This window comes from Actinoplanes subtropicus (assembly GCF_000721705.1).
GTDB lineage: Bacteria > Actinomycetota > Actinomycetes > Mycobacteriales > Micromonosporaceae > Actinoplanes > Actinoplanes subtropicus.
Genome location: NZ_JOJL01000073.1, coordinates 1 through 26,947, shown reverse-complemented (window position 1 = coordinate 26,947; position 26,947 = coordinate 1). Strand labels below are relative to the sequence as shown.

The following is a 26,947-nucleotide window of genomic DNA, read 5'->3' as shown; positions in this document are numbered from 1 at the left end:
CGAAACAGGTCACCAACCCATACCAACCGGTCAGCGGCTACCGCAACGGGCAGACATCGACATGCATCACGAAGGTCACTCAGCGAAAAACGCACCCCCAAGGGCGAGCTGATCGCGCTGGCCCAGATCCAGAGTTCCGAACGGGGACGACGAGCGTTTCCGTGTGATTCCATGAGACGACGAAGTCTTCTAGCGCTGGGGATAGTCGGGCCAGCCCTGGCAAGCTCCGGCTCTGCGGCTCACGGGAAGCGACGCAAGATCGGCGTCAACGACGCCAAAGAGCTTCGAGAAACCGCTGCGTGGCTCTATGGCCTTGACTATCAGCACGGCGGCGCGACCCTCTGGCGCGCAGCAAAGGCCAGCGCACAAGACGGTTACGGGATGCTCGAAAACGGCATCTACGGAGAAGTCGTCGAAAGGGAGCTCGGCTACCCACTTCCGGCAGGAAGTGGCTGGTGGCGAGGGCTCAGGTCGGACATCGACCAAAGCGAACTACATGAAGACGGACACCGAACCTTCGCTCTGACTGAGATCATGGTGCTCGAAAATTGGCGACGCCGCGGGTTCGCCCATCGACTGCATGATCTTCTCCTGACTGATCGGGCTGAGGAGCGCGCAACACTACTGGTTCTTCCGGACAACGCCCCAGCCCATGCCGCGTATGCCTCTTGGGGCTGGCGAAAGATAGGTAGCATAAAACCCTTTGACGACTCACCTGAATACGACGCCATGATTCTGCCCTTGCCGATTCGGGCGGCCCAGGGGAATGGGAACTCACCGCAATTCTGACCTGATCGGAGCGGCCCCGTGTCGGTCTTGGGCCGGGACAGCCCGGCGGCCGGGGTCGGGGCCGGTGTTGCAACCAGCGGCCCGGGCACACCGGGGGCTTGCCTGAGCCGTACGGTCAAAGGCGCGAAAGGGAAACGCCCAGGTCTCCCACGACCAAGCGTTACTACAGCTCGCGGGCCGGGTTGCCGCCCCAGTACGAGGCGGCCGCCGTCCGCTCTCCCTTCATGAGGAACGAGTCGGCTTCCAGGATCGTGTGGTCGGCGAGCACCGTGCCGTAGTGGACGAACGCGCCGACCCCGAGCGTGCAGCCGGAACCGACGACCGCCCGGTCCGACTTGAAGGTGTCGTCTTCCATGCTGTGGCACTGGATGACCGCACCCGCGTTGAGGGCCGCGTCGTCGCCGATCGTGACGAGGCTGCGTTCCACGATCGTGCAGCCGTCGTCGTACAGGCGCTTGCCGACCCGTACGCCGAGCGCCCGCCAGATCAGCGCCTTCATCGGCGTGCCGTTGAGGAGGTTGGTGCTCGGCGTCTGCAGCTTCCAGTAGCGCTCGTGCCACCAGAAGTACGGGTCGTAGATCGAGGTGAAGCGTGGGCGCAGGGCCTGGAATATCTGGGTGGCCCGTTCCACCGCGATGAAGTAGACGACGCTGAACGGCAGCGACGCGAGCAGGATCGGGACGACGGGATGGCCGAGGATGTGGCTGGCCATCATGGCGATCAGCGTCAGGATGTAGAAGTGCAGCCAGCGCGCGGCCAGGAACAGTGCCATGGTGACCAGGTTGTGGCGGTTCTTGGCGGTCAGCCGGCGGCGGAACTCGTCCGGGGTCTTCATGGCGTCGAAGCTGGCGTCGCGTTCGACCGAGCGGGGGATCTCGAACGGCGGCGAGCCGAGCAGGCCGACGCCCGAGCGGACGGGTCCGTCGAGCGGGATCATCGCCTTCGTCGCGACCAGGATGTTCTCGCCGATCCGGGCGCCGGTCGGGAAGGTGATCGAGTTGCCGACGAACGAGTTCGTGCCCACGATCACCGGGCTGACCCGGAACGAGGAACTGGTGAACTCGGCGTTGCCGAAGGAGACGTCGTCGGAGATCTGGGTGCCGCCGCCGACCTTGGTGAGGAACGGGTCGTCGTGTTGCAGCGACGAGCCGAAGTTGGAGCCGGTCTGTCCGCCGGAACGGGCCAGCCGGTAGCCGATGGCCCGCAGGTAGCCGACGATGTACGAGCTGTCGCCGAGAAGTTCGATGTAGAAGTGTGCGTTGCTGATCCGCCGGACCGCCCGATGGATCGCGTGGTGCATCCCGTAGAGCGGGTAGATCCGGCCGGGCCGGCTGAACCGCCGCAGCAGCCGTGGGACGGTGGCGACGAGCAGCACGCCGCCGATGACGGCGCCGAAGAACAGCACGAACGAGATGGCCGCGGCCTGCTTGTAGAGCGTGCCGCTGAAGAGGGACTGGTCGTCGCGGGGGAGTTCCGGGTCGAGCCCGCGCAGCCGGGTGATGATCAGCACGCTGACCGCGGTGGCCACCGGCAGCGACACGAACAGCAGCGCGAACAAGCCGAACACGCTGGTGGAGAAGCGGCGCAGCCGGCTGAGTCCGGCCGGGGCGAGCGTACGGTAATCGGTTGTCGCCGGCTCGGCCGGGGAACCGTGCCACCGTTCGCCGTCGGGGATGCTCTGCTCGGCGTGCAACGCCGAGGCGTGTCCCAGTTGCGCGTGGCGGCCGACGCGGGCGCCGATGTCGATGACGGTCCGGTCGCCGACGAACGCGTTGTCGCCGATGCTCACCGGGCCCAGCTCGATCTGCCCGTTGTGCGCGCGGTAGCCGGTGAACGAGGACGCGCGGTGCACCACGGCGTCGTGGCCGATGCTCAGCATGTCGGTACAGACCGGAACCGTGGTCGACATGATGTGCGCGCGGGCGCCGATCCGGGCGCCGAGCGCGCGCAGGTACATGTTGTAGAGCGGCGAGCCGGCGAACAGCACCAGCGGGTTGCTGCGCACCAGGGTCTTGACGAACCAGAAACGCAGGTACCGCAGGCTCCACAACGGAATCTCGGCGCGCTGCCAGCGGCCGATCAGCATCCATTTCACCAGGATCGGCAGGATCGACATGACCGCGAACACGGTCACGTCGAAGACCAGCGACCGCAGGTAGACGTGCCCGAAGCCGGAAGCATCGGAGATCCAGTCGAGGCCGGTCTCCAGGATCTGCGCGGTGATGGCCACCCCGCCGAGCAACACCAGCGCCTGGATCAGGCCGCAGAGCAGGTAGCGTTGCGTGCTCACCGGCGGCGGCGCCGGCCTGGTGTGCACTTTGGACGGAGGCCGGGGCGGCGCGGTCGCCGGAAGCGTCGCGGCCAGGCCCCGGATGGTCGGGTGCAGATAGACGTCCTTCGTGGACACCGGTGGCAGGTCGGCCCGCTGCCGCAGTGCGGCGCAGAAGTGCGCGATGACCAGCGAGTTGGCGCCGAGGTCCGAGAACAGGTTGCTCTCCACCGATACCTGCGGCAGGCCGAGAACCTCGGCGAGGGTGTCCGCGAGGGCCTTCTCGACCGCGGTGGCCGCCTCGGCGGTGGGCTGGTCGGCGCTCACCCCGCGGGCGCCGGTCGGCGCCGGCAGGCGCTTGCGGTCGATCTTCCCGCTGCGGGTGATCGGCAGGGTGGGCAGGCGTTCCAGGTACGCGGGGATCATGTGTGCCGGAAGCCGCCGGCGCAACACCTCGAAGACCTGCGGCTCGTCGACCGGCGTGCGGTCGTCGGCCGGGCTGTAGTACGCGACCAGGTCGATCAGCCCGGGCCGCCGCTCGTAGGTGGTGACCGCGGCCTGCGCGATGCCCGGCAGCTGCAGGATCACCGACTCGATCTCGCTGAGCTCGACCCGGTATCCGCGGATCTTCACCTGGCTGTCCGCCCGCCCGAGGAAGACCAGGCCCTCCGGGTCGGCCCGGACCAGATCTCCGCTGCGGTACGCGCGGTGCCAGCCCAGCTGGGGCAACGCCGGGAACTTCTCCGCGTCCTTGCCCGCGTCGAGGTACCGCGCCACGCCGGCCCCGCCGATGACCAGTTCGCCCTCCTCGCCCCAGCCGACCGGGGCACCGCTGTCCGGGTCGACGACCGCCAGGTCCCACCCGGCCAGCGGCAGGCCGATGCGGACCGGGCCGTCGCCGGTCAGCCGGGCGGCGCAGGCCACCACCGTGGCCTCGGTGGGGCCGTAGGTGTTCCAGACCTCGGTGGTGCCCTTGGCCAGCCGCTCGGCCAGGCCGGCCGGGCATGCCTCGCCGCCCAGGATGAGCAGGCGCACGTTGTCCAGAGCGTACGGCGGCCACAAGGCGACCATGGTCGGCACCGTCGAGACGACCGTGATGCCGCGCTCGCCCAGCCACTCGGCCAGGTCGGGGGCGGCCTTCATCAGCGTGCGGTCGGCCGGCACCAGGCAGGCGCCGTGCCGCCAGGCCAGCCACATCTCCTCGCACGACGCGTCGAAGGCGACCGAGAGCCCGGCCAGCACCCGGTCGCCGGGGCCCAGCGGGCGGTCCTGGAGGAACAGCCGGGCCTCCGCGTCGACGAACGCCGCGGAGTTGCGATGTTTCACCGCGACGCCCTTGGGCTTGCCGGTGGTGCCGGACGTGAAGATGATCCACGCGTCGTCGCGCAGCCGGGGCCGGTACGGGCCGAGACTGCGGGAGCGCCCCGGCCCGGCCCGCAGCCCGGTACGGTCGACGACCGCGCACACGCCGGCCTCCGACCAGACCAGTTCGGCCCGGTCGTCCGGGTCGTCGTGGTCGACCGGCACGTACGCGGCGCCCACCGCCAGCACGGCCAGGATCGACAGGTACAGGTCGGCGGTTCCGGACTGGACCCGGATGCCCACCCGGTCACCGGCACCGACGCCGGCCTCGGCCAGCCGGCCGGCGAGCCGCGAGGCCTCGTCCAGCATGGCGCGGTAGTCGAGCACCCGAGTGCCGTCGTCGATGGCCGGTGCGTGCGGAAACATCGCGGCGGTGGCTTCCAGCACATCGATCAGGGTGCGAGGGGCCGGTTCCGGCCCGCCGGAGTAGACGGCGGCGGTGCTCGGCGGTTCGAGGGCCGGTCGGATGGCCGGGTGGACCTGCGACCCGGCGACCGTGTCGAGGCTCAGCACGCGCGGTCGACTGCCGCTGGAAATCCGTTACCCATCCCGCGTCTTCCCACGCCGTTCCTCCGGTTTCCCCCGAACAGCCCCAACGAGTCGCCCGCTGATACGGAAACGAGCGGCGGCGCGGTTCAGCCCTGCGGCATCCGCCGCAACCTGGGAAAACGCTGGAAATGACGACCAGTGTGAAGAGACGTTTGTCGCAACAAGCGGGCCGCGGGGGGCGGCTCAGGAGACCCGGCGGGCCATCCGCTGGCTCAGCTGCCACCACCGGCTCGGGGTCAGCCGCACCAGCCAATCCGCCGCCCGGGCCTCCCGGGTGATGACCAGTCGCGGCTTGCGGGTCTGGATCGCGGCCACGATCTGCCGGGCGGCCTCCTCGGGCGGCATGGTCAGCGCCTTCTCCGCGAACTTCCGCGCCTGCTCGGCCTGTTCCCCGTCGGCGTCGGGGCCGCTGATCCGGGCGCTGGCCGCGATGTTGGTCTTGATGCCGCCCGGGTGCACCACCGTTACGCCGACGCCGCGCGGCTCCAGTTCGTGCCGAAGGGCGTCGCTGAAGCCTCGTACGGCGAACTTGCTGGTCGCGTACGCGACCTGGCCGGGCGGGCCGATCAGGCCGAAAAGGCTGGAGACGTTGACCAGGTGTGAGCCGGGCCGGGCCAGCAGCTGGGGCAGGAACGCCTTGGTCATCCGGAGGACCGCGTGCAGGTTGATCTCCAGCAGCCAGTCGACGTCGGCCATCCGGTTCTGCTCGAACGTGCCGGACAGGGCCACCCCGGCGTTGTTGATCAGCAGGTCGACGCCGCCGTGCCGGGAGGCGATCTCGGCGGCCAGGTCCAGGCGATCGCCGCCGTCGCTCAGATCGACCACGTACGTGGTGACCGAACCCGCCCCCACCTCGCGGGCCAGCGCCGCGACCCGGTCCAGCCCCTCGGCGTCCCGGTCGAGCAGGGCCAGCACCGCCCGCCGCTTGGCCAGGTCGAGCGCGAGTGCGGCGCCGATCCCGCTGGCCGCGCCGGTGATCAGGCAGGTGCGCCCGGCGAACGCGAATCGCTGCACCTCAGACACCCGCCTTCCGGATGAAGCGCATGTGGCCGTCGTCTATCCGCCCCAGCCGTATGACCGGCAGGTCGGTCAGGTAGTTGTTGCGCATCTTCCACGGGTGGCGGGCGCCCTGCCGGGGCAGGATCGCGGCGGCCCGCCGGACGTACCCCGAAGTCAGGCTCAGCAGCGGCTCGTCGACCGCCGGCAGGTCGGGTGGCATGGTCGGGGTGGTGACGTCGATGTCGTGCCGGGCCATGTAGTTGAGCAGCCGGCAGACGTACCGGGCGGTGAGTCTCCCGTACGTACCGCAGAATGGTCTCGCCGGAGGCGATCGCCTTGGGGTCCCGCCAGGGCCGGAACGGGTAGCCGAGGGGGAACATGTCGGAATCCGACCGTACGCCCGGATAACGGAACAGATCCCAGGTGCCGCCGGAGGTCTCGCGGCCCTCGAGGATCAGGTAGCTCCGGCCGGGGCACTGGGTCTGCAGCCGATAGCCGGCGTCGATGCCGGACAGACCGGCGCCGACCACGAGAACGTCAACCCGATCACTCATCCGCCCATTATCGGGCGCCGGGGCCGTAAGCTGCGGATCATGACCGCGCCTCGCTCGCTCGGCCCGCTGGTTACCTCGCAGGCGGTGCTCGCCCCGCTCACCGACGCCGCCATCTTCCTGGTGATGACCGTCCGGGAGGGCGGCGAGGCGACCGTCCGGGACCTGCTCGAGGACATGAGCGCGTTGCAGCGGACGGTCGGCTTCCGGCTCCCGGCGGCGCAGCTCTCCTGTGTCACCGGGATCGGCGCCGAGCTGTGGGACCGGCTCTTCCAGGCGCCGCGCCCAGCCGAGCTGCACAAGTTCCGGGCGTGGACGGGCCCCCGGCACAGCGCCCCGTCGACCCCCGGCGACCTGCTCTTCCACATCCGGGCCGGGCAGATGGACGTCTGCTTCGAGCTGGCCTCGAAGATCGCCGGGCGGCTGGCCGCGGTGGCCGACGTGGTCGACGAGACGCACGGCTTCAAGTACTTCGACGAGCGGGACCTGCTCGGCTTCGTGGACGGCACCGAGAACCCGACCGGCGAGGTGGCCGCCCGGCATGCGCTGATCGGCGACGAGGACCCGGCGTACGCCGGCGGCAGCTACGTGCTGGTGCAGAAGTACCTGCACGACCTGGCGGCGTGGAACGCGCTGAAGGTCGAGGAGCAGGAGGCGGCGATCGGCCGCACCAAGCTGGACAACGTCGAGCTGACCGAGAAGGCGCCGAACTCGCACGTCGCCCTCAACACGGTCGACGACCCGGACGGCAACGAACTGAAGATCCTGCGCGACAACATGCCGTTCGGCTCCATCAAGGACGGCGAGTTCGGGACGTATTACATCGCCTACGCGTCGACGCCCGACGTGCCGGAGCAGATGCTGCGCCGCATGTTCCTCGGCAACCCGTACGGCACGTACGACCGCATCCTGGACTTCTCCACGGCAACGACCGGTTCCCTGTTCTTCGTCCCCACCGCCGAATTCCTCGACAACCTACCCGCATAGCTTGGCGTGGGAGACCTGGGCGTTCAGGCGGTCAGGATGGCGGTGAGGTCGGACAGCGTGGTCAGGCGCAGGTCGCCGTCCAGGCCGCGCAGGGCGGCGGTGTGGGCGCCGGCCGCGCGGGCTGCCTCGAGGCCCACCTCGGCGTCCTCGACCACCAGGCAGTTCTCGGGTGGTACGCCCAGCAACTCGGCGGCGCGCAGGTAGCCGGCGGGGTCGGGCTTGCCGGCTTCTACGTCGTCGGTGGTGACCAGGACGCGTGGGGTGATGCCGGCGGCGGTCAGGCGGGCCTTGGCCAGGCGGTCGTCGGCGCTGGTCACGACGGCCCAGGGGAGGCCCTTGCGGTCGAGCGTGGCGAGCAGGTCGAGCGCGCCGGGCGTGGGCACTACATCCGACAAATCGTCATATTGGAGTTCCAGCTGGCGGATGGCGGCTCGCTCGATCTCCTCCTCGGGCAGGTGGGCGAGCAGCCTGCGCACGGTGGGTCCGCTGGGGCTGCCGTGTGCCATCCGGTACGCGGCGGGGCCGTCCGCGCCGTACTCATTTGCCCAGGTCAGCCACGATCGCTCGACGGCGCGGTCGGAGTCGACCAGCGTTCCGTCCATGTCGAAGAGGATGGCCCGGAGGCCGGCGGGGTTGAAGTCAGCCACCGGTCGAGCCTGACACAAAGCCGCCCCCGGAATCCCGGAGGCGGCTCAGGTGTGACGGGCGCGATCAGCGATCAGCTACCGGTGGTGCGGCGCGGGGCGCGGCGGCGGGCGGCGGCCGGCTCGGCCGTGGCCTTGCGCGCCGTGGTGGCCCGGCCCGTCGTGCCGGCGCCGCGGCTCGGGCTGCTCGCGGTGCTGGCGGCCTTCGTGGCCGTGGTGCGCGCCGCGGTGGCGGTCGCGGCCGTCTTGGCCGGCGCCGCGGGGGCCGCGGGCGCCGCGGGGGCTGCCGCCGGCGCGGCTTCGGCGGCCGGGACCGGCGCCGGCGCCGGAGCGGGGGCCGGGACGATCGCGGTCGCGGGGGTGGACGCCGCGGCGGCCGCCTGGTCGCGCTGCTTCTCGCGGCGGATCAGGTCGGCCAGGACGGCCTTGTCGTACTTGGCGTCGATGTCGGCCGCACGGCTCTCGGTCTTCGAGGCCTTCGCCACAGCCTTCTTGTGGGCCTTGGCCAGGCGGGACCGGTCGCGTTCCTGGGTCTTCAGCGAGCGCTTGAGCCGCTTGACCTCGGCCTCGGCGTTACGCAGCGCCTGGGACTGCTGCTGGGCGAGCTCGGTGTTGGTGCGTAGCCGGTTGTCCAGCTCCGTCACGGCCAGCCGGGCCTTCTCGGCGGCGGCGCCTGCGGCCGCCGACTGCGCACGACGGCGGTCGAGCTGAGGGGTGGTCACGAACTCTCCTTCCGTTTCGCACCCCCGGGGCGCCCCCACGCGCTGCCTTCAGCCGTGGGGTTCCTCGACGACCGCCGCAACGGTGCGGGCGCGCCGGCGTTTGATGTGCCGGAGGTGCAAGGTGACGTAGGCAATCACCGCGAGGGTGATGATGGCGATTGCCCACCATTTGTACCGATGCGCGTGCTCGATGATCTCGACGAGATGGTTGCCGAGCACATACGCAACGCTCGTCCACCAACCGACCCAGAGAGCCGCACCGATCGCGTTGTAGATCAGGAAGGTACGCCACGGCATCGCGGTGATCCCCGCGATGACGCCGTTGAACTGCCGGAGTCCGTCAATGAAACGAGCGATGACAACAATACGACTTCCTCGCCTCGCGAAAAAACCCTCCGCTCGGGCCAAGCGCTCGGGTGTGAGGAAGATGTACTTGCCCCAGCGATGCACCGCCTTGCGGCCACCGCGCACGCCGATCCAGTAGCCGACGTTGTCGCCGAGGACCGCCGCGACGAAGGCGATGGCGGCCACCCCGATGATGTTCAACCGGCCCGCACCGGCGTAGATGGCCGCGGCCACCATGATCGTCTGGCCCGGTGCGGGGACCCCGAAGCTCTCCACGCCGATCATCGCGGCGACGGCGAGGTATCCCCAGCGATCGAGGATCGGGGCGACTCCGTGCAGGAATCCGGGAAGGTCGGCTGAAGGTGGCATCGGCTAACACGGTAGCCGGAGTGGGGCGAGTCAAACCTGTGGTGTCACTTCTGTGGCTGAAGCTCCGAACTTCGCGATGGTGTAAACCGGTGATTCGGTGCGACCCAGCCGGGCCCTGATCTCGCGGAGCGGCAGGTCCGGGATGGTGCGCCGGAGGCGGGTGATGCCCCGGAGGTCCTCGCGGGCGGTGGCGACGATGTCGACCTTGCTGTTCGGGTCGTCCACCCAGTCGACCGGCACCTCGTGCGTACGCAGTCCGGCCCGTTCGGCGAGCACCAGCAGCTCGGTGTCGAAGAACCAGTTGGTGTCCCGCACCAGCGGCAACAGCTGCCGCGCCACGTCGGAGCGGATCGCCTTGAACCCGCATTGCGCATCGGTGAACCCGGCACTCAGCGTGGCCCGCAGGATGAGGTTGTAGCTGCGCGAGATGAACTCCCGCTTCGGCCCGCGGACCACCCGCGACCCGCGTCGCAGCCGCGATCCGATGGCGACGTCGGAGTGGCCGGAGACGAGCGGGGCGACCAGCGGGAGCAGTGCGGCCAGATCGGTGGAGAGATCCACGTCCATGTACGCGAGCACGTCCGCGTCCGAGTGCAGCCAGGTGTGTTTCAGCGCCCGGCCGCGACCCTTCTCGGCCAGGAAGACCGCGGCCACCTCGGGCACCTCGGCGGCCAGCCGGCCGGCGATCAGCGGCGTCTCGTCGGTGCTGGCGTTGTCCGCGATGGTGATCCGGAACGGGAACGGCGACACCGAGAGCAGGTAGCCGTGCAGCCGCCGCACGCTGCGCTCGAGGTCGGCGGCTTCGTTGTAGACGGGAATGACGACGTCGAGGACAGGTTTCATGTGCTCGAAGGTGCGCCCGCGCACTTTCTTTAAGGTGTGGCAAAACTGTGCCGCGTCTGTGAGAGTCGCACGGGTGATCAGTCGCACCGGCTACGCCCTCGCCGCCCTGGCGGTCGGTACGTTTGCGATCGGGATGACCGAGTTCGTGATCACCGGCCTGCTGCCCGACATCGCCCGGGACCTCGACGTCACCATCCCCACCGCCGGCCTGCTCGTCTCGGGGTACGCGCTCGCGGTGGTCTTCGGCGGCCCGCTGATGACCGCCGGGGTGGCCCGCCGCCGGCGCAAACCGGTGCTGATCTGGCTGCTGGCCTTCTTCGTGGCCGGCAACCTGTTGTCCGCGGTCGCCACCACGTACCCGCTGATGCTCGGCGGCCGGATCGTGGCGGCGCTCACCCATGGGGCGTATATCGGCTTCGCCACGATCGTGGCCGGCGACCTCGTTTCGCCGACCCGCCGGAGTAGCGCCATCGCGGCCATGCTCAGCGGGATCACCGTGGCCAACGTGGCCGGCGTGCCGCTGGGCACCCTGCTCGGCCAGCAACTCGGCTGGCGGGCCACGTTCTGGGCGATGGCGCTGCTCGGGCTGGTCGCCGCGGTGTCGACCGCCGTCCTCGTGCCGGCCAGCGAGACCACCGGCGAGGCGCGCACCCAGCTGACCGCGTTCCGCGACCCGGCGGTGTGGCTGTCGCTCGGCCTGACCGCGCTGGCGTTCGGGGCGGTCTACGCGCCGCTCACCTACGTGGCGCCGCTGATGACCGACGTCGCCGGGTACGCCGCGGGCGCGATGCCGTGGCTGCTGGCCTTGTTCGGGCTCGGGATGGTGCTGGGCAACGTGATCGGGGCCCGGGCGGCGGACAAGCGTCTGATGGGGACGATCGTCGGCGCCTCGGTGGCGATGCTCGTGGTGCTGATCGTCTTCGGCTGGACAGCGCACGCCAAGGCGCCGGCGACGGTCACGCTGTTCCTGCTCGGGCTGGCCGCGTACGCCACCGTGCCGGGCCTGACCACCCGGGTGATCACCGCGGCCGACGGCGCCGGGCAGAACCTGCTGGCCTCCTCGGCCGCGGTCTCCGCGTTCAACCTCGGCAACGCGGCCGGCGCGTACCTCGGCGGCGTGGCGATCACCGCCGGCTGGGGCTACGCCGCGACGCCGCTGGTCGGGGCGGCGATGGAGGTGGGCGCGCTCGGCCTGGCCGGCGCGCTGGTGGCCATGGCCCGTCGTCGCACCGTCACCGGGATCGGCGCGACTCGATAGCGAAATTCGGCCCGTTCGGCCGACGACGCCCCCACTGACCAGTTGGTTAGCTCCCAGGGTTGGATCGAGAAGGGTGATCATGGGGGCAAGGTACGTGCCGCGACACGCCGGCGCGATCAAGGCGTCGTTCCTCGCCCTGGTCCTCGTGGCGGCGCTGTTCGGGCTGTCCCGGACCGAGGCCGGCGCCGCGAGCACGTTCGCCACGGTGCAGCCGGGCACCTTCGCCGGGAAGGCGTTCGACACGTGCACCGCGCCGGCCGGCGCGACGATGGCCGCGTGGAAGGGCACCTCGCCGTACGGGGCGGTCGGCATCTACATCGGTGGCGTGGCCCGCGGCTGCACCCAGGCGAACCTCACCGCGTCGTGGGTGCGGACGCAGGTCACCGCGGGGTGGAAGCTGCTGCCGCTGTACGTCGGGCCGCAGGCCTCGTGCGCCACGAAGCGGAACCGGATCGACGACACCAGGGCCGCCGCGATGGGGCAGGCCGCCGCCACCGACGCGGTGACCCAGGCCACGGCGCTGGGGCTGGCCCGGGGCAGCGTGCTGATCTACGACATGGAGGCGTACGACACCACGGACGCGGGCTGCCGGACCGGCGTGCTGACCTTCATGAACGCCTGGACGTCGCGGCTGCACGACCTCGGTTACTTCTCCGGCTACTACTCGAGCGTCGGCTCGGGCATCGCCGACCAGGTCGTCAACTATTCGGCCGCCGGGTACGCGCGGCCGGACTATGTGGACTTCGCCCGCTGGGACCAGGCGGTCACGCTGACCGACGCCATCATCCCGGACACCGCCTGGCCGGGACACCGCCGGATGAAGCAGTACCTGGGCGGTCATCAGGAGACGTACGGCGGCGCCACGGTCACCATCGACAGCAGCTACGTCGATTTCGCCCCGTTGCCCGCCCCGCGGATGGCCGACTTCACCGGCAACGGCTGGCCGGATGTGGTGGCCAGGACCGCCTCCACCGGGGACATCGTCCTCTACCCCGGCAACGGCGCGACCGTGTCCGAGACGGGCGCGAAGAAGATCGGCTCGGCCTGGAAGTCGATGAACGCCGTCGTCCGGATCGGCGACCTGAACCGGGACGGCAAGGAGGACCTGGTCGCCCGGCAGACCAACGGCGACCTGTGGTTCTACCCCGGCACCGGCGGCGGCGGCCTGGGCGCACGCAAGAGGATCGCCACCAAGTGGAGCGGGTATCGGGAGATCACCGCGGTCGGCGACCTGAACCGGGACGGCTACCCGGACCTCGTCGCGATCAGCGGCAGCGCCCTCTACCTCTTCCCCGGCAAGTCCGGCTCGGCGCTGGGCGCCCGGGTACGGATCGCCGCGACGGGCTGGTCCGGGATGAGCGAGCTGGCCGGGATCGGCGACCTGACCGGGGACGGCTACCCCGACCTGGTGGCCCGCAACACGCCCGGCGCACTCTGGCTGTACCCGGGTCGCAAGGCGGCGCTCGGCGCGCGCAGCCAGATCGGTACCGGCTGGAACGGCTTCCGCGATCTGGTCGGCGTCGGCGACTTCGACCGCGACGGCACGGTCGACCTGGTGGCGGTCGCAAAGGCGGACAACGCCCTGTGGCTGTTCGCCGGCGGCAACGGCACGCTGACGATGCGGACCAGGCTGGGCAGCATGCCGGGACGTACCCCGCTCGCCTGAGGGTCTCGCAAGGACAAGCGGCGGCCGACCCGAACCGGGCCGGCCGCCGCTAGCTTTTGGCGGGGCGGATCAGATCTCGTCGCCGGCCAGGTGGCCGCGCAGCTTGGTGAGCGCCTTGGTCAGCAGCCGGGAGACGTGCATCTGGGAGATGCCGATCTGCTCGGCGATCTGCGACTGGGTCAGGTTGCCGTAGAAGCGCAGCGTCAGGATCTTCTGCTCGCGCTCGTCGAGCGTCGCCAGCGAGGTGGCGTTGTAGGCGCGGGCGCCCTCCAGCCCCTCCAGCACGTCCTCCTCGGTGATCGACAGGTGCGCGGCGATGTCGGCCACCGTCGGCGAGCGGCCCAGCGAGTGGGTCAGCGTGCTGTTCGCCTCGGTGATGGCCAGCCGCAGCTCCTGGAGCCGGCGGGGGACGCGGACGCTCCACGTACGGTCGCGGAAGTGTCTTTTGATCTCGCCGATGATGGTCGGGATGGCGTAGCCGGCGAAGTCGACGCCGCGGTCCGGGTCGAACTTGTCGACCGCCTTGATCAGGCCGACCGTGGCGGTCTGGATCAGGTCGTCGGTGGGCTCGCCCCGGCCGGAGTAGCGGTTGGCCAGGTGGCGGGCGAGCGGCAGCCACGCCTCGATCGCGCTGTCGCGCAGCTGGGCGCGGGACGGATGGCCGATCGGCATCGCGGCCATCGCGTTCAGCAACTCGGCGGCGCTGTCGGCGGGCGCCTCGGCGCCGGCCTTGGTGGCGGGCGAGATCTGCGAGGTCTCGGTGACGGTCATGCTTGGTCCTCCCTGGCACCTCTCCGGAGAGCCGGTCCACTGTGCGGACCCGGTCGGTCGGGTGTCCCTATCGGTTGCCGACGGGAGTCGATCCGACCCCGTCGACGGCGCATTTGGCCGTTCGGTTACCAAGACCCTAACCGAGGGGTGGAGAAAAGACTAGCCGAAAGTATGAGTGACTTTGCGTGATGACAAGTAATACAGGGAGATCGTTCGAAGGTCATCCACGCCCCGCCGGTCGGCCGATGCGGCATAACCCCAGCTCCGGGCAAGATGAACGCCATGCCTTCGCTGCCCGCCTCGGTTCCGTACCCGCGGGCCGCCGAGATATGCCGGTGGACCCTCGCGACCTTCGGGGACCTGCGCGGGCTGCGCGCCGGCCTGCGCGCCGCGGTGGATGTCGCGGCGGCCGGGCCGGATGTCTCCGACCGGATGACCGTGGTCGCCACCGAGCTGGCCACCAACGCGTTGCGGCACGGGCTGCCGCCGACCGTGGTGCGGCTGCTGCGCGAGGGCGATCGCCTGATCATCGACGTGTCGGATCATGACCGGGAGGCCGAGCCCCGGCTCGCCGAGAACAGGCCGCTGGGCGGGGGTGGCCTGGGCCTTCAGCTCACCCGTCGGTTCGCCATCGACGTCGGCTGGTACGCGACCGAGCTCACCAAACACGTCTGGGCCAGCTTCCCGAGCTGAATCGGCCGGCTGCTGGTAGAAAGTCCCCGTGGCGGACATCTATACGATCGGCCAGGAGCGAGCGGCCGACGGGTCCGCGACGCTCCTGCACCTGGGCGGCGAGTTCGACATCACCGCGCGCGACGCCCTGCGCGAGACGGTTCTGGCCGCGGTCGGCGCCGGCGACGTGGTGATCGACCTGGCCGGCGTGACCTTCGTCGACTCCGAGGCGCTCGGCGTGCTGATCGAGGGCTACCAGGCCGCGCGCGTCCGGCCGGCCGGCTTCCGGGTGGTCAACGCGCGCGGAGTGGTCGCCCAGGTGCTCAAGGTGTCCGGCGCGCTCGAGTTGTTCGGCGGATAGGGTCTGTCCTGTCGATCACGTGGGAGCGAGGCGAGGTCCAGGTGGTGGCTGGCGTCGGCCGCGAAGCGGCCGCATACCGGGGTTGTATGTGGTCGTTTCGCGGACGCCGTCAGGCGCCGCCTGGGCCACGCCGCAGCCCCGCGTGATCGACAGGACAGACCCTATGCTGCTTGTGTACGCGTCCGCCCTGCTGGTCGGCGTGCTCGCGTTCGCGGTCGGGCGCCCGCGTGGGCTGCCCGAGGCCACCGTGGCGGTGCCGGCCGCCGTCGTCGCGGTCGTCACGGGACTGCTGCCGTGGCGCGACGCGCTGGCCGAGTTGCGCGCGCTCGGGCCGACCGTCGGGTTCCTCGCCGCCGTGCTGCTCCTCGCCCACCTGGCCGGGGAGCACGGCGTTTTCCGGTACGCCGGCGCGCTGACCGCCCGGATCAGCGGCCGTTCGCCGGCCCGGCTGCTGACCGCGGTCTTCGTGGTGGCGTCGGTGACCACCGCCGTGCTCAGCCTGGACGCCACGGTGGTGCTGCTCACCCCGGTCGTGCTGGCCACCGCGGCGCGCACCGGGGCCCGGCCGCGGCCGGCCGCCTACGCGTCGGCGCATCTGGCCAACGCGGCCTCCCTGCTGCTGCCGGTGTCCAATTTGACCAATCTGCTGGCATTTGCGGCTAGCGGGCTGACGTTTCTGGGGTTCGCCGGCGTGATGGCGCTGCCCTGGCTGGCGGTGATCCTCGCCGAGTACGCGGTGTTCCGCTGGTACTTCCGCTCCGACCTGAGCGCGCCGGCCGAACCGGTCTCGGCCGGTGACGTGCCGCCCGCGCCGCGCTGGGCGCTGGTCGTGCTGGGGCTGACGCTGGCCGGGTTTGCGGTTGCTCAGCCGCTCGGCGTACACCCGGCTTGGTTTGCCGCGGTTGGTGCTCTTGCCCTTGCTGTCCCGCGCCGGGTCGGCCCGAAGGTGCTGCTGCGCGAGGCGAACCTGCCGTTCTGCGCCTTCGTGCTCGCGCTCGGCGTGGTGGTGCTCGCGGTTCGGCAGCACGGGCTCGACCGGGCGGTGGAAGCGCTGGTCCCGGCGCACGGCGGCTGGTGGCAGTTGTTCGCGGTGGCCGGGCTCGCCGCGCTGCTGGCCAACGTGGTGAACAACCTGCCGGCCACGCTGGTGCTGGTGCCGGCCGTGCAGGCCCACCCGGCGCTGCTGCTCGCGGTGCTGCTCGGGGTGAACGTGGGGCCGAACCTCACCTACGTGGGCTCGCTGGCGACCCTGCTGTGGCGGCAAATCCTGCACAGCCGGGACGCCCCGCCGGACGGCCGGGACTTCCTCAAGCTGGGCCTGGTCAGCGTGCCGGCGGCGCTGGTCGCCGGGGTGCTGGCGCTCTGGCTGAGCCTCGCGCTGACCGGAATCTGAGGGCGCACCTGCGCCGCCGCGCCGTGCCCGGTCCGGGGAACGACCGAGGTGATCCGGCAGGGGATCGGCGGCGAGGCGCGCCCGACGCAGTCAGTCTCGTCGATGCATTCCGTAACACGCAAGCAATCTGAGTTACGGAACCTGGCCGTCGGCTACAGGAGCATGCCGCCGGACGCCTCGATGCGCTGGCCGGTGATCCACTTGGTGTTGTCGGCGAGCATCGCGACCATCACGCCGGCGATGTCCTCCGGCTCACCGAGCCGGCCGAAGGCGATCTGACCGCTGATGTGCTCCCGGATCGCTTCGTTCCCGCGCAGCGCGCCGCCGCCGAAGTCGGTGGCGGTCGCACCCGGCGCGACCACGTTCACGCTGATCCCGCGCGGCCCCACCTCCTTGGCCAGGTAGCGGGTGAAGACCTCGACCGCCGCCTTCATCGACCCGTACGCGGCGTAGATGCCCTCGCCGGTGAAGCGGGCCAACCCGGTCGACACGTTGAGGATGCGCCCACCGTCGGCGATCAGCGGCAGCAGCGCCTGGGTCAGGAAGAACATGCCGCGCAGGTGGACGTTCATCAGCTCGTCGAACGCCTCGACCGGGAAGTCGGCGATCTTCCCGGCGATACCGACGCCGGCGTTGTTGATCAGGAAGTCGAAGTCCTCCCGGCCGAACCGGTCGCGCAACACTTCGCGCAGGGACTCGACGAACGCCGGGTACGAGTCGAGGTCGCCGACCGTCAGCGGGAGCGCGATCGCGTCGATCTTCTCGCCCCGGTCGTCCCGGTACGTGTAGATCACCTCGACGCCGTCCGCGATCAGTGCCTCGGCGGTGGCCCGGCCGAGTCCGCGGTTGCCGCCGGTGATCAGGGCGATTTTGGGCATGGTGGTGCCTTTCTGCGTATGAAATCGGATATTTCAGTCGCCGACCGCGGCCAGCAACTGGAGCTTTTCGTGGCTCGGCGAACCGGGCACCGCGGTGAAGACCAGCAGCACCTGGGCCTGGTCGGGGTCGAGCAGGGTCTGGCAGTAGAGCTCGAGCTCGCCCAGCGCCGGGTGGGCGAAGCGTTTCCGGTCGAGGTGGGTGACGCCGACCTCGTGGGCGGCCCAGATCTCGGCGAACTCGGGGCTCGCCGCGAGCAGCGCGTCGACGATCTCGCCGGCCCGGCCGCCCGGCGCCGCCGCATACACCTCGCGCAGCTGGGCGGTGAAGACCCGGGCGTGGGTCGGGTGGTCGGCGACCGGGTAGATCCGGCGTGACTGCGGGTTGGTGAACCAGCGGTAGACCATGTAGCGCTCCAGCCCGCTGTAGTGCGTCTCGTCGCCGAGCAGCGCCACCGCCGGCCGGGTCTGCCGCAGCGTCTCGCCGAACCGGGAGAGCACCAGGGCCGGGGTGTCGGCCAGCCGGTCGAAGATCCGCATCATGCCGGGGCCGATGTGGTCCTCGCGCAGTGCCCGCTGCGGCGCCGAATGTCCGCCGAGCCGGAAGAGATGGTCGCGCTCGTCGAGACTCAGATGCAGCGCCCGGGCCAGCGCGGCCAGCATCTGCTCGGACGGCATCGGGCCGCGTTGCTGCTCTATCCGCCCGTAGTAGTCGGCCGACATGTCGGCCAGGGCGGCAACCTCCTCGCGGCGCAGCCCGCCGGCGCGGCGGCGCTGCCCGCGCGGCAGGCCGACATCCTCCGGCTGGAGCGCCTCGCGGCGGGTCCGGAGAAAGTCGGCGAGTTGCGCCCGGTCCATCTGATCAGCCTCCCTCGGTGACGTCTCAAGACTGGCTCGGCCGCACGATCCGCGGAAGGGAGAGCCGATCCAGGGATAACTTGTCCCTGTCTCAGGCCCTCGCGATCTTCCCCCGGTTCGGCGGCAGGGTGTGCCGGGCCGCCTGCCGCAGGTCGATGTCCTCGATCATGGCGCGGGCCACCTCCTCGGTGAGCCGCCGCTCCAGCACCGCCTTGCCGAGCGCGAGCCGCTGCGCGTCGAACCACGCGTCCGGGTCGGTGATCGCCTGGTCGCGCTTCCCCGCCACGGCCTCGTTCACGACCTCCCGCCCGGTCTTCCGCATCTCCTCGTCCTCGGCGCGCTCCGCGGTCAGGTCGAACCGCAGCCGGCGGGTCAGCCAGCCGATCGTCGTGCCCTGGATCAGCAGCGTGCCCAGCGTGACCAGGAGCGCGATCGCCAGGATCGCGTCCCGCCCGGGCACGTCCTTCGGGACCGAGCCGGCCGCGGCCAGCGTCAGGATGCCGCGCATGCCGACCCAGCCGACCAGCAGCGTCTCCTTCCGGGTCGGCGGCCCCAGCGGCTCCCCGCTCCGTCCGCGTTCCCGCCGCCGCTGCTGGACGGCCTCCACCCGGGCCCGGTACCGCTCGTTGCTCGCCGCCCGGCGTCTGGCCAGCCGGTCCCGGAGCGTGTAGCGGCCGAACAGCAGGTAGACCGCGACCAGCCGGGACACCATCGCCACGACCAGCAGCACGCCCGCCGCGACCAGCGTCGGCCACAGGCCGGGCGCCGCCGAGCCGGCCAGGTCGGACAGCACGAACCGCAGCTGGAAGCCGATGTACGCGAAGACGAACGTCTCCAGCACGAAGTCGACGACCGGCCAGAACGCCTCCTCCTGCAGCCGCGTCCGGTATCCGCCCGGGTACTGGTGCTTCGGGTCGAGGGTCAGGTTCGTACTCACCGAGAACGCCGCCGTGACGACCGCGAGAATGCCCGACGCGTGCACCTGCTCGGCCACCAGGAACGCGGTGAACGGCAGGAGAAGCACGAGCGAGGTCTCCAGCGTCGGGTTGCCGAGCCGCTTGCGCAGCCACAGCGTCCCCACCGCGAACACCGCGCCGATCGCGATCCCGACTAACGTGTTGCGCAGCAGTTCGACCGCGCCGTGCCCCCAACTCGTGTGCTCGCCGTGGACCGCGCCGACCGCGATGGCGAACACGGTGAGCGCGGTCGCGTCGTTGACCAGGCTCTCCCCGGTCAGGATCGAGGTGACCCGACCGGGCAGGCCGATCTCGTCGCCGTGCGACACCGTGGTGATCGTGTCGGGTGGCGCCAGCACCGCCCCGAGCACGAAGGCGGCCGCCCCGATCGACGGCAGCAGCCACGCCCCGACCAGCCCGAGCAGGCCGCTGGTGAGCAGCACGAGCAGCACGCCGAGGGTGATCACCGGGCCGAGGTTGGCGCCGAACGCGCTGAACGACGAGCCGCGGGTCGCCGAGTACAGCAGCGGCGGCACCACGACGGCCAGGATCAACTCGCTGGGCAGTTCCAACCGCGGCATGCCCGGGATGAACGACGCCGCCGCGGCAAGTACCACGATGATCAGCCCGGGTTCGAGGTTCCGCTTCTTGGCGACCGCCGAGATCGCGATGCCGGCACCGATGATGAGCAGAAGCTGAACGCCATCCACGGTGATCAGGCTAAAGGGCCGACCTCGCTGTCGGTTGTGGGACACGTCGCTCCGCTGAACGGGGGTGGCCGGGGCACGCAGCGCCGGTATGCTCACCGACGGGCCGTGACTGGCGTGTTCGGATGGGAAAACCATTGGGGAGCGGCCCCGTCGCCAATGACGACTGCCGCGCGCCTGGGCCCTCTTGCACCGTGATAAGGAGGACCCATGTCCGAGTTGAATGCCGAATCGAACGCCTTCCGCTCCGCGCTCGAGGTGGTCCGCTCCGTTGAGCCGCGCATCGCCGACGCGATCGCCAAGGAACTGAACGACCAGCGCGAGTCCCTGAAACTGATCGCCAGCGAGAACTACGCGTCGCCCGCCGTGCTGCTCGCCATGGGCAACTGGCTCTCCGACAAGTACGCCGAGGGCACCATCGGCCGCCGCTTCTACGCCGGCTGCCAGAACGTGGACACCGTCGAGGCGGTCGCCGTCGAGCACGCGAAGGCCCTGTTCAACGCGCCGTACGCGTACGTACAGCCGCACTCCGGCATCGACGCGAACCTGGTCGCGTACTGGGCGATCCTGGCCGACCGGGTCGAGGTGCCCTACCTCAAGAAGTTCGAGAAGCGCCAGGTCAACGACCTCACCGAGGCCGAGTGGGCGTCATTGCGGGAAGCGTTCGGCAACCAGCGCATGCTGGGCATGTCGCTCGACGCCGGCGGCCACCTCACCCACGGCTTCCGGCCGAACATCTCCGGCAAGATGTTCAACCAGCGCAGCTACGGCGTCGACCCGGCGACCGGCCAGATCGACTACGCGGCCCTCCGCGAGTCGGCCCGCGAGTTCAAGCCGCTCATCATCGTCGGCGGCTATTCGGCGTACCCGCGCAAGGTGAACTTTGCCACGATGCGCGAGATCGCCGACGAGGTCGGCGCGACCTTCATGGTCGACATGGCGCACTTCGCGGGCCTCGTCGCCGGCAAGGTCTTCACCGGCGACTTCAACCCGGTCGAGCACGCCCACATCGTCACCACCACCACTCACAAGAGCCTGCGCGGCCCGCGCGGCGGCGCCGTCCTGGCCCGGCCCGAACTGGCCGACCAGGTCGATCGCGGCTGCCCGATGGTCCTCGGCGGTCCGCTCAGCCACGTGATGGCCGCCAAGGCGATCGCCTTCGCCGAGGCGCGCGACCCTTCCTTCCAGACGTACGCCCAGCAGATCGTCACCAACAGCCAGGCGCTCGCCGAGGGCCTGGCCAAGCGCGGCGTCCGCCTGGTCTCCGGCGGCACCGACAACCACCTGGTGCTGCTCGACGTGCATCCGTTCGGCCTCACCGGCCGCCAGGCCGAGCAGGCACTCCTGGACAGCGGCGTGGTCACCAACCGCAACGCGATCCCGCAGGATCCGAACGGCGCCTGGTACACCTCCGGCATCCGCATCGGCACTCCCGCGCTGACCTCCCGCGGCCTCGGCGTCGACGAGATGGACCAGATCGCCGAGCTGATCCACACCGTGCTCGCGAACACCACGCCGGCCGAGGGCTCGAAGGCCAAGTACAACCTCGACCCGGCCCTCGCCGACCGCATCAGCAAGCAGGCGACCGAGCTGTTGGCGCCGTTCCCGCTCTACCCCTCAGTCGACCTGGGCTGATTGCCTTTCCGGTTGCTTCGTCCGGCACGGTATGAGGTTCGAAAAGAACTTCCTACCGTGCCAGGGTGGGTGGTGCCCCGGCCAGCCGACCCCTAGGTGCCGCTCCGTGCGTCGTCCGCGGCTTGGAGGAAGGCGCGAACCAGCGGAGTCTCGAGCGATGGTGGCCGCCTCGTCGAGGCCGGCCGCGATCTCGCGATAGCCCGCGTCGAGCCGGTCGCGAAACCGCCGCCCGAGCGGGGTCAGCCGGACGCTGCGGCTGGTCCGCTCGAACAGGGCGCCGCCGATCCGCCGCTCCTGCTGCTTGATCGACTGACTCACGCGCGCTGACGACACGCGCAGACGTTCGGCCGTACGCCCGAAATGAAGCTCTTCCGCCAGCGTCAGGAAGATCTCGATGTCGCGCAGCTCCACCAGGCCGTGTCCCCTCCGATCACCCGCACGAAGTCTACGGCCGGACGGCCGCACCCATGATCGTGATCCGGGCGACGGCCGACCGGTAACCGGTGGCTGATCCGGCGGTTCGATCTTTTGCGTTGTTCCACGCCGACGGCCCGGTGATCGTTGGTGCCATGAACGAAGCTCATCGGGATCCTGCTCACCCAGGTCGGAGCGGGCTGCCAACGATGACTGACGAAGGAAACTGACTGTGCTGACGATCCGCACCGCCCGGCCCGAAGAGCTGCCCGCCCTGACGGCGTACCCGGACGACGACGAACGCAACCGCGCGACCGCGGCCTACCTGTCCGGGCTGCTCGCCAGCGGCTGCACGCGACCGGCCTGGTGCCTGGTGGCCGAGCAGGACAACGAGCTCACCGGCAACGTCGTGCTGTGGACGGTTCCCGGCCGCTCGGCGCCCATGGACATCGTGCTGCTGGAGCCGGGCGACGATCAGACCGCCGCCGCCCTGCTGACGCACGCCGCCGAACTGGCCCGCTCGCTCGGTGCGCCAACGCAGGGCCATGTACTGGACACGCCGAGCCAGGCCCCACAGTTCCAGCGCGACCCGCAGCGACGCGAGCAACTGCTCGCCACGCACGGTTTCTCGGTCGCCCGCGACGGACGCCGGTTCCTCTGGCAGGCTGGCTCTCCGCTGCCCGCCCAGGACGACCGGCTGCACTGGCGGTCACTTGCCGAGCTGGGCGAGGAGCCGTTCGTCGACCTGCTCGCCGACACCTTCACCGACACGAAGGATTCCATCTTCCTCGCCGAGATCGCCGAACACGGCCTGCGCGGCGCGGCCGAGCGCAACCTCGCCGACATGCTGGAGCTGGACCACGAACGGGACTGGTTCGAGATCGGCTACGACCTGCGGAACCGGCCGGTCGCGATCAGCCTGCCCGCCCGTACGCCGAGCTCAGCGGTCGTCGGCCTGGTCGGCGTCGCCCCGGCCGGACGCGGTCACGGCTACGCCACCGCCGCCGTGGCCCGCGGCACGAACATCCTTGTCGCCGCCGGGGCGACGGAAATCCGCGGGGACTGCGACACCGGCAACATCGGCATGGTCAAGGCCTTCCAGCGGGCGGGCTACCACAACTTCGCCAACCGCAAGATGTTCAGCCGTCCACTGTAGATCCGGTACCTCGAACCGCTCGGCGGCCCTTTCCTTCCGAGTGGGTGGGGAAAGGCCCGGGCAACTCGTGCAGGGTGACCTCGGTCAGCCGGCTGCCGTCGATGGTGGCGGTCATGAAGGTGGCGAAGGGCTGCCGGCGGCGGTCGGTCGGGGAGCCTGGGTTGAGCAGTCGCAGGCCGGTTCGGGCGGTGGTGTCCCACGGGATGTGCGAGTGGCCGAAGACCAGCACGTCGGCCTCCGGGAAGCGGGCCGCGCACCGCTCGTCGCGGCCGGTGGAGGGGCCGGTCTCGTGGACGACCGCCAGCCGCAAGCCGTCGAGGTCGGCGTAGGCGATCTCCGGGAGGCGGGCGCGCAGGGCCGGGCCGTCGTTGTTGCCGTAGCAGGCGATCAGCCGGGTCGAGCGGGCTTCCAGGGCGTCGAGTGTGGACACGTCGACCCAGTCGCCGGCGTGTACCACCACGTCCGCGTCGTCGATGGCTGCCCACAGTGGGGCGGGCAGGTCCCGGGCGCGCCGGGGCAGGTGGGTGTCGCTGGTCAGCACGAGCCGCACCCCATCACCATAGAGCAGCTCTTTCAACCGGGCGGTTGACGGGATGGCGGGGCGGGTCTAGCGTGGCTTTCAACCGAAAAGTTGAAAGGCCGGCCGATGACCACGGAAGCGCTGTCCCGGGTCTTCGCCGCCCTCGCCGATCCGACCCGCCGCGACATGGTGGCCCGGCTCGCCGAGGGCGACGCCACCGCGAATCAGCTGGCCGAGCCGTATCAGATGACCCTGCAGGCGGTCTACAAGCACCTGCGCGTGCTCGAGCAGGCCGGCCTGGTCACCCGCCCGCCCGGGCCGCAGCCCCGCCCGGTGCGTCTGGAGGTGCACGTGTTCGACCTGATGGACAACTGGATCGAGCGCCACCGGCGGCGCGCCGAGCAGCGGTATCGCCGGCTCGACGCGTTGCTGGCGGAGATGAGCGGAGACGAGGCATGAAGCCGATACCCGAAACGACCATCGAAGCCGACCCGAGCCTGCCGATCATCCGGCTGACCCGCGAGTTCGCCGCCCCGCCCGAGCGGCTCTTCCGCGCCCACACCGACCCCGTCCTGTTCGCCCGCTGGGTCGGCCCCGACCGGCTCACCACCAAGATCGAGCACTGGGACGCCCGGCCCGGCGGCAGCTGGCGGTATGCGTCGACGGGCGACGGACAGGAGTTCTGGTTCCGCGGGTGCTTCCACGACGTACGACCGGATCGGATTGTCCAGACCTTCACCTATGAGGGCCAGCCCGACAGCGTGGCGCTGCAGACGCTCTGGTTCGACGACCTGGGCGGCGGCCGCAGCCGGCTGCGCACCCAGTCGCTGGTCGACAGCTTCTCCAGCCGGGACGCCTGGCTGCGTTCCGGCATGGAGACCGGCGTCAACGAGGGTTACGCCGCATTGGAGAGGATGCTTCTCGATGGCAGTTTCTGACCGTCCCGCCGAGCGCCACGCGCAGCTCGCCGGGGTCTTCACCGAGCGGGTCCGCGGCACCCGGGAGTGGGACGTCCCGGCCCCGGTTCCGGAGTGGACGGCCCGCGACGTCGTACGACATCTGGTGGAATGGCTGCCCGCGTTCCTCGCCGGCGGCGCGAGCGTCGAGCTGCCGAAGGGCCCGTCGGTGGACGACGACCCGGTCGGTGCCTGGCAGGTGCACGCCGACGCGGTGCAGGCCCTGCTCGACGACCCGGAGACGGCCGATCGCAAGCTCACCAACCCGCACATCGGCAGCCTGCCGCTGGACGCCGCGATCGACCAGTTCTACACGTCCGACGTCTTCATGCACACCTGGGACCTGTCCCGGGCGACCGGCCAGGACGACCGGCTGGATCCCGACTTCTGCGCCCGGCTGCTGGGCGGGATGGAGCCGATGGAGGAGATCATCCGTTCGTCCGGCCAGTACGGCCCGCGGGTCGAGGTGCCGGCCGGCGCCGACGTCCAGGCCCGGCTGCTGGGTTTCATCGGGCGCGACCCGGAGTGGAAGCCCCTACCGTAGAGGGATGCCGAGCGACCGGGATCGCCTCCTCCTGGCACCTCATCTGCCGCTGCTGCGCGCCGCCCAGGCCGAGTTGGCAACAGCCCAGCGGGCGTACGACGAGGCCGAGCGGCAGGCGACCGAGTCGACGACCGGCACCGACTGGCGGGACCGGCTGCTCGGCGGCCTGCTCAGCGTCGACGAGGGCCGGTCCCGGCGCTATCGGCAGGCCCGCGGCACCCGGAAGGCGGCGGACGAGACGCTGGCCGCCGCCCGGGCCCGCTACACCCGGTACGCCGAGCGGATCGACGGCCTGCTCGAGCCGATCCTGATCCGCGACGACCCGGGCTACCAGCGGAAACTCGCCGCCGTCCGGGTCTGTGACCAGGCCGTACGAGCCGCCGAGGAGATGCGCTTCAGCCTGTCCTCGGCCCTGGCGAAGCCGGCCGTGACCAAGCCGGCCCGGAACGCCCGCGACACCACGAACACCGAATCCTGGCACGAGGCGGAGTTCGCCCGGCAGCGCTTCGACGAGTTGGTCACCGAACTGCGCTCGTCGGTCCCGGCGCTGCGCCGCACGATCGACCGAGCGGCCCGGGCACTGGCCGAGTCGACCGGCACGCCGCCGCCCGAGCGGCCGACGCTGGACGTCGCCGCGCTGCCCCAGGGCCGGCCGGCGGCGATGGCAGCCGAGCAACACCTGCGCGGCCTGCGGGTGCAGCTCGAAGTCGCCGTCCGGGAACTCACCCGCTGGCGCACCCGAGCCGACGAGTCCCGCCTGGCCGCCCTCCGCGCCGCCGCGGATGCCCTCTGACTTTCGCTAAGGCGGGTGGGGGTGGCGCCCGATATTGGGGGCCGACCCGGAGCGGACAGGAGTGTGGTCGTGAACCAGATCGTGGCCAACGCGTACACCGTGACCAGCAATCTGTTCGGTCCGGAGTCGGGCATTCCGTGGTGGGTCTGGGTGTTCGTGGTCGGCGCGATCTTGTTCAAGCTGCTTGTCCCCGCGCCCAAGACCGCCCGTGACCTGGCGGACGAGCGCGACCGGATGCTGCTCCAGGAGCTGGCCGGCAAGGGCGACGGCGGCGGCAAGAAGGGCAAGAAGAAGGACAAGAAAAAGAAGAAATAGCCGTACGCGACGACGACCGGCCCGCGATGGCCGGTCGTCGTCGTTTGGTGGGGATCATGCCTGGGTGACCGACCGCCGGTTGATCTGGACGGCCACCGGCAGCAGGAACAGCGCGCAGAGTGCCTGCTCGAGCCGGAACCAGACCGGGAACGCGCCCGGCAGCGAGGCGATCACCACGAGCGCGACCAGCATGATCGCGGTGACCAGTCGCAGCCGCAGCAGCATCTTCCGGTCGCCGCGCACCGCCCGGACCGCGAACAGCAGCGTGAGCAGCGACGCCGCCGCGACGATCGAGCCCCGGATCCAGACGCCCGGCGTGACCATGGCGGTGTCGTGCCGGAACGCCACCATCACGCCCACGGTCACCAGACTGACCGCCACGTATCCGCTGACCTGCCAGATGATGTTGCGCATTTCGGGTGCCTCCGTCGTTGTCGTTGTCGATGAGGACAGCGTCGCAACGGAGGCACCACGCTCGGATCGCCCGATCTCTCGGGCGGGTGGTGGAATCAGGCGCTCAACTGGGCGGCGGGGCCTCTCCATCGATCGGTTGATCGGGCGGCGGCGCCGCGCCGGTCATGATGGCGACCGCCTCGGACATCGAGTGGGACTTCGGGGTGATCACCGTGGCCCGCCGGCCCAGCCGCTGGATGTGGATGCGGTCGGCG

Annotated in this window: 27 protein-coding genes, 2 pseudogenes and 1 riboswitch; of the genes and pseudogenes, 14 read left to right on the top strand and 15 right to left on the bottom strand. The window is 70.6% G+C overall.

Going from position 1 to position 26,947, the window contains the following annotated elements; genetic code table 11:
- Positions 1 to 789, top strand: a 789-nt coding sequence (locus IH26_RS60910) for a GNAT family N-acetyltransferase (RefSeq protein ID WP_211268924.1), incomplete at its 5' end; no start/stop codon positions are given.
- A 163-nt stretch (positions 790 to 952) separates the two neighbouring features.
- Here IH26_RS60910 and IH26_RS0151205 read toward each other — a convergent pair.
- The 4 genes and pseudogenes from IH26_RS0151205 to IH26_RS63705 all read right to left on the bottom strand — a co-directional run.
- Positions 953 to 4,933 carry a Pls/PosA family non-ribosomal peptide synthetase gene (locus tag IH26_RS0151205; RefSeq protein ID WP_051810061.1) on the bottom strand — a complete coding sequence of 1,327 codons (3,981 nt, stop codon included), beginning with the start codon at positions 4,931 to 4,933 and terminating at the stop codon, positions 953 to 955.
- A 219-nt stretch (positions 4,934 to 5,152) separates the two neighbouring features.
- Positions 5,153 to 5,983 (bottom strand): SDR family NAD(P)-dependent oxidoreductase, encoded by an 831-nt coding sequence (locus IH26_RS0151200; RefSeq protein ID WP_030443598.1) that lies wholly within the window; start codon positions 5,981 to 5,983, stop codon positions 5,153 to 5,155.
- Position 5,984: 1 nt separating this feature from the next.
- Positions 5,985 to 6,224: a hypothetical protein gene (locus IH26_RS63710; RefSeq protein WP_030443597.1), complete on the bottom strand. Its 240-nt coding sequence runs from the start codon at positions 6,222 to 6,224 to the stop codon at positions 5,985 to 5,987.
- A 28-nt stretch (positions 6,225 to 6,252) separates the two neighbouring features.
- A pseudogene (locus IH26_RS63705) lies at positions 6,253 to 6,522 on the bottom strand (NAD(P)-binding protein); the annotation flags it as partial.
- Positions 6,523 to 6,561: 39 nt separating this feature from the next.
- Between IH26_RS63705 and IH26_RS0151190 the strand changes: the two are divergent.
- Positions 6,562 to 7,506, top strand: coding sequence for a Dyp-type peroxidase (locus IH26_RS0151190; protein WP_051810059.1), 945 nt, complete (start codon positions 6,562 to 6,564; stop codon positions 7,504 to 7,506).
- Between the two features lie 23 nt (positions 7,507 to 7,529).
- Here the strand turns inward: IH26_RS0151190 and IH26_RS0151185 are convergent, their stop codons facing one another.
- The 4 genes and pseudogenes from IH26_RS0151185 to IH26_RS0151170 form a co-directional block, all read right to left on the bottom strand.
- On the bottom strand, positions 7,530 to 8,153 hold the full coding sequence (locus IH26_RS0151185) for an HAD-IA family hydrolase (protein ID WP_030443595.1): 624 nt from the start codon (positions 8,151 to 8,153) through the stop codon (positions 7,530 to 7,532).
- A 71-nt stretch (positions 8,154 to 8,224) separates the two neighbouring features.
- Positions 8,225 to 8,872, bottom strand: a complete 648-nt coding sequence (locus tag IH26_RS62470) for a hypothetical protein (RefSeq protein ID WP_030443594.1) — start codon at positions 8,870 to 8,872, stop codon at positions 8,225 to 8,227.
- A gap of 48 nt (positions 8,873 to 8,920) precedes the next feature.
- The gene (locus tag IH26_RS0151175; protein ID WP_030443593.1) at positions 8,921 to 9,586 is read right to left on the bottom strand and encodes a DedA family protein; all 666 of its coding nucleotides are present in this window, start codon (positions 9,584 to 9,586) and stop codon (positions 8,921 to 8,923) included.
- Between the two features lie 99 nt (positions 9,587 to 9,685).
- Positions 9,686 to 10,429: pseudogene (locus tag IH26_RS0151170) on the bottom strand (dolichyl-phosphate beta-glucosyltransferase); the annotation flags it as partial.
- 73 nt (positions 10,430 to 10,502) lie between these two features.
- Here IH26_RS0151170 and IH26_RS0151165 point away from each other — a divergent pair.
- Positions 10,503 to 11,687 (top strand): MFS transporter, encoded by a 1,185-nt coding sequence (locus IH26_RS0151165; protein ID WP_211268923.1) that lies wholly within the window; start codon positions 10,503 to 10,505, stop codon positions 11,685 to 11,687.
- Between the two features lie 79 nt (positions 11,688 to 11,766).
- A complete protein-coding gene (locus IH26_RS0151160; RefSeq protein ID WP_084599854.1) occupies positions 11,767 to 13,353 on the top strand; it encodes a glycoside hydrolase domain-containing protein in 1,587 nt (528 codons plus the stop codon).
- A 69-nt stretch (positions 13,354 to 13,422) separates the two neighbouring features.
- Here IH26_RS0151160 and IH26_RS0151155 read toward each other — a convergent pair whose 3' ends face one another.
- Positions 13,423 to 14,124, bottom strand: coding sequence for a sigma-70 family RNA polymerase sigma factor (locus IH26_RS0151155; protein WP_030443589.1), 702 nt, complete (start codon positions 14,122 to 14,124; stop codon positions 13,423 to 13,425).
- 282 nt (positions 14,125 to 14,406) lie between these two features.
- Between IH26_RS0151155 and IH26_RS0151150 the strand changes: the two genes are divergently transcribed.
- From IH26_RS0151150 to IH26_RS0151140, 3 genes are all read left to right on the top strand, one after another.
- Positions 14,407 to 14,817 carry an ATP-binding protein gene (locus IH26_RS0151150; RefSeq protein ID WP_030443588.1) on the top strand — a complete coding sequence of 137 codons (411 nt, stop codon included), beginning with the start codon at positions 14,407 to 14,409 and terminating at the stop codon, positions 14,815 to 14,817.
- A 28-nt stretch (positions 14,818 to 14,845) separates the two neighbouring features.
- Positions 14,846 to 15,157 carry an STAS domain-containing protein gene (locus tag IH26_RS0151145; protein ID WP_051810055.1) on the top strand — a complete coding sequence of 104 codons (312 nt, stop codon included), beginning with the start codon at positions 14,846 to 14,848 and terminating at the stop codon, positions 15,155 to 15,157.
- A gap of 163 nt (positions 15,158 to 15,320) precedes the next feature.
- Positions 15,321 to 16,550, top strand: coding sequence for an SLC13 family permease (locus tag IH26_RS0151140; protein ID WP_030443586.1), 1,230 nt, complete (start codon positions 15,321 to 15,323; stop codon positions 16,548 to 16,550).
- Positions 16,551 to 16,702: 152 nt separating this feature from the next.
- Here IH26_RS0151140 and IH26_RS0151135 read toward each other — a convergent pair whose 3' ends face one another.
- The 3 genes from IH26_RS0151135 to IH26_RS0151125 all read right to left on the bottom strand — a co-directional run bounded on the left by IH26_RS0151135 (position 16,703) and on the right by IH26_RS0151125 (position 19,949).
- Positions 16,703 to 17,428, bottom strand: a complete 726-nt coding sequence (locus IH26_RS0151135) for an SDR family NAD(P)-dependent oxidoreductase (protein ID WP_030443585.1) — start codon at positions 17,426 to 17,428, stop codon at positions 16,703 to 16,705.
- A gap of 33 nt (positions 17,429 to 17,461) precedes the next feature.
- On the bottom strand, positions 17,462 to 18,283 hold the full coding sequence (locus IH26_RS0151130; RefSeq protein WP_030443584.1) for a helix-turn-helix transcriptional regulator: 822 nt from the start codon (positions 18,281 to 18,283) through the stop codon (positions 17,462 to 17,464).
- A gap of 91 nt (positions 18,284 to 18,374) precedes the next feature.
- On the bottom strand, positions 18,375 to 19,949 hold the full coding sequence (locus tag IH26_RS0151125; protein WP_034218155.1) for a cation:proton antiporter: 1,575 nt from the start codon (positions 19,947 to 19,949) through the stop codon (positions 18,375 to 18,377).
- A 95-nt stretch (positions 19,950 to 20,044) separates the two neighbouring features.
- Positions 20,045 to 20,136: riboswitch (ZMP/ZTP riboswitch) on the top strand.
- Positions 20,137 to 20,156: 20 nt separating this feature from the next.
- Between IH26_RS0151125 and IH26_RS0151120 the strand changes: the two genes are divergently transcribed.
- The gene (locus IH26_RS0151120) at positions 20,157 to 21,581 is read left to right on the top strand and encodes a glycine hydroxymethyltransferase (RefSeq protein WP_030443582.1); all 1,425 of its coding nucleotides are present in this window, start codon (positions 20,157 to 20,159) and stop codon (positions 21,579 to 21,581) included.
- On the opposite strand, the gene IH26_RS64860 is transcribed toward IH26_RS0151120, so the two are convergent.
- A complete protein-coding gene (locus IH26_RS64860; protein ID WP_030443581.1) occupies positions 21,564 to 21,992 on the bottom strand; it encodes a LysR family transcriptional regulator in 429 nt (142 codons plus the stop codon). The genes IH26_RS0151120 and IH26_RS64860 overlap by 18 nt on opposite strands.
- Positions 21,993 to 22,227: 235 nt before the next feature.
- Here IH26_RS64860 and IH26_RS0151110 point away from each other — a divergent pair, with 235 nt between their 5' ends.
- Entirely contained in the window at positions 22,228 to 23,151 is a 924-nt protein-coding gene (locus IH26_RS0151110; RefSeq protein WP_030443580.1) for a GNAT family N-acetyltransferase, read from the top strand.
- On the opposite strand, the gene IH26_RS0151105 is transcribed toward IH26_RS0151110, so the two are convergent.
- Complete coding sequence (locus IH26_RS0151105; RefSeq protein ID WP_030443579.1) at positions 23,135 to 23,701, bottom strand: metallophosphoesterase family protein; 567 nt, start codon at positions 23,699 to 23,701, stop codon at positions 23,135 to 23,137. The genes IH26_RS0151110 and IH26_RS0151105 overlap by 17 nt on opposite strands.
- A 96-nt stretch (positions 23,702 to 23,797) precedes the next feature.
- On the opposite strand from IH26_RS0151105, the gene IH26_RS0151100 reads away from it, so the two are divergent.
- From IH26_RS0151100 to IH26_RS0151080, 5 genes are all read left to right on the top strand, one after another.
- A complete protein-coding gene (locus IH26_RS0151100; RefSeq protein WP_030443578.1) occupies positions 23,798 to 24,130 on the top strand; it encodes an ArsR/SmtB family transcription factor in 333 nt (110 codons plus the stop codon).
- Entirely contained in the window at positions 24,127 to 24,609 is a 483-nt protein-coding gene (locus tag IH26_RS0151095; RefSeq protein WP_030443577.1) for an SRPBCC family protein, read from the top strand. Before IH26_RS0151100 ends, IH26_RS0151095 begins: the two co-directional genes overlap by 4 nt.
- Positions 24,596 to 25,171 (top strand): TIGR03086 family metal-binding protein, encoded by a 576-nt coding sequence (locus tag IH26_RS0151090; RefSeq protein ID WP_030443576.1) that lies wholly within the window; start codon positions 24,596 to 24,598, stop codon positions 25,169 to 25,171. Before IH26_RS0151095 ends, IH26_RS0151090 begins: the two co-directional genes overlap by 14 nt.
- Positions 25,172 to 25,175: 4 nt before the next feature.
- Positions 25,176 to 25,964, top strand: a complete 789-nt coding sequence (locus IH26_RS0151085; RefSeq protein WP_030443575.1) for a hypothetical protein — start codon at positions 25,176 to 25,178, stop codon at positions 25,962 to 25,964.
- A gap of 69 nt (positions 25,965 to 26,033) precedes the next feature.
- Entirely contained in the window at positions 26,034 to 26,279 is a 246-nt protein-coding gene (locus IH26_RS0151080) for a hypothetical protein (protein WP_157437861.1), read from the top strand.
- Positions 26,280 to 26,333: 54 nt separating this feature from the next.
- On the opposite strand, the gene IH26_RS0151075 is transcribed toward IH26_RS0151080, so the two are convergent.
- Positions 26,334 to 26,693, bottom strand: coding sequence for a hypothetical protein (locus IH26_RS0151075; RefSeq protein WP_030443573.1), 360 nt, complete (start codon positions 26,691 to 26,693; stop codon positions 26,334 to 26,336).
- Positions 26,694 to 26,947: the final 254 nt, after the last annotated feature.

What these genes read in the sequence shown, in the direction of transcription:
- IH26_RS63710 (WP_030443597.1), bottom strand. Translation starts at nt 6,224, where the DNA reads ATGGCCCGGCACGACATCGACGTCACCACCCCGACCATGCCACCCGAC.
- IH26_RS0151190 (WP_051810059.1), top strand. Translation starts at nt 6,562, where the DNA reads ATGACCGCGCCTCGCTCGCTCGGCCCGCTGGTTACCTCGCAGGCGGTG.
- IH26_RS0151175 (WP_030443593.1), bottom strand. Translation starts at nt 9,586, where the DNA reads ATGCCACCTTCAGCCGACCTTCCCGGATTCCTGCACGGAGTCGCCCCG.
- IH26_RS0151160 (WP_084599854.1), top strand. Translation starts at nt 11,767, where the DNA reads ATGGGGGCAAGGTACGTGCCGCGACACGCCGGCGCGATCAAGGCGTCG.
- IH26_RS0151155 (WP_030443589.1), bottom strand. Translation starts at nt 14,124, where the DNA reads ATGACCGTCACCGAGACCTCGCAGATCTCGCCCGCCACCAAGGCCGGC.
- IH26_RS0151150 (WP_030443588.1), top strand. Translation starts at nt 14,407, where the DNA reads ATGCCTTCGCTGCCCGCCTCGGTTCCGTACCCGCGGGCCGCCGAGATA.
- IH26_RS0151140 (WP_030443586.1), top strand. Translation starts at nt 15,321, where the DNA reads ATGCTGCTTGTGTACGCGTCCGCCCTGCTGGTCGGCGTGCTCGCGTTC.
- IH26_RS0151135 (WP_030443585.1), bottom strand. Translation starts at nt 17,428, where the DNA reads ATGCCCAAAATCGCCCTGATCACCGGCGGCAACCGCGGACTCGGCCGG.
- IH26_RS0151130 (WP_030443584.1), bottom strand. Translation starts at nt 18,283, where the DNA reads ATGGACCGGGCGCAACTCGCCGACTTTCTCCGGACCCGCCGCGAGGCG.
- IH26_RS0151120 (WP_030443582.1), top strand. Translation starts at nt 20,157, where the DNA reads ATGTCCGAGTTGAATGCCGAATCGAACGCCTTCCGCTCCGCGCTCGAG.
- IH26_RS0151100 (WP_030443578.1), top strand. Translation starts at nt 23,798, where the DNA reads ATGACCACGGAAGCGCTGTCCCGGGTCTTCGCCGCCCTCGCCGATCCG.
- IH26_RS0151095 (WP_030443577.1), top strand. Translation starts at nt 24,127, where the DNA reads ATGAAGCCGATACCCGAAACGACCATCGAAGCCGACCCGAGCCTGCCG.
- IH26_RS0151090 (WP_030443576.1), top strand. Translation starts at nt 24,596, where the DNA reads ATGGCAGTTTCTGACCGTCCCGCCGAGCGCCACGCGCAGCTCGCCGGG.
- IH26_RS0151085 (WP_030443575.1), top strand. Translation starts at nt 25,176, where the DNA reads ATGCCGAGCGACCGGGATCGCCTCCTCCTGGCACCTCATCTGCCGCTG.
- IH26_RS0151075 (WP_030443573.1), bottom strand. Translation starts at nt 26,693, where the DNA reads ATGCGCAACATCATCTGGCAGGTCAGCGGATACGTGGCGGTCAGTCTG.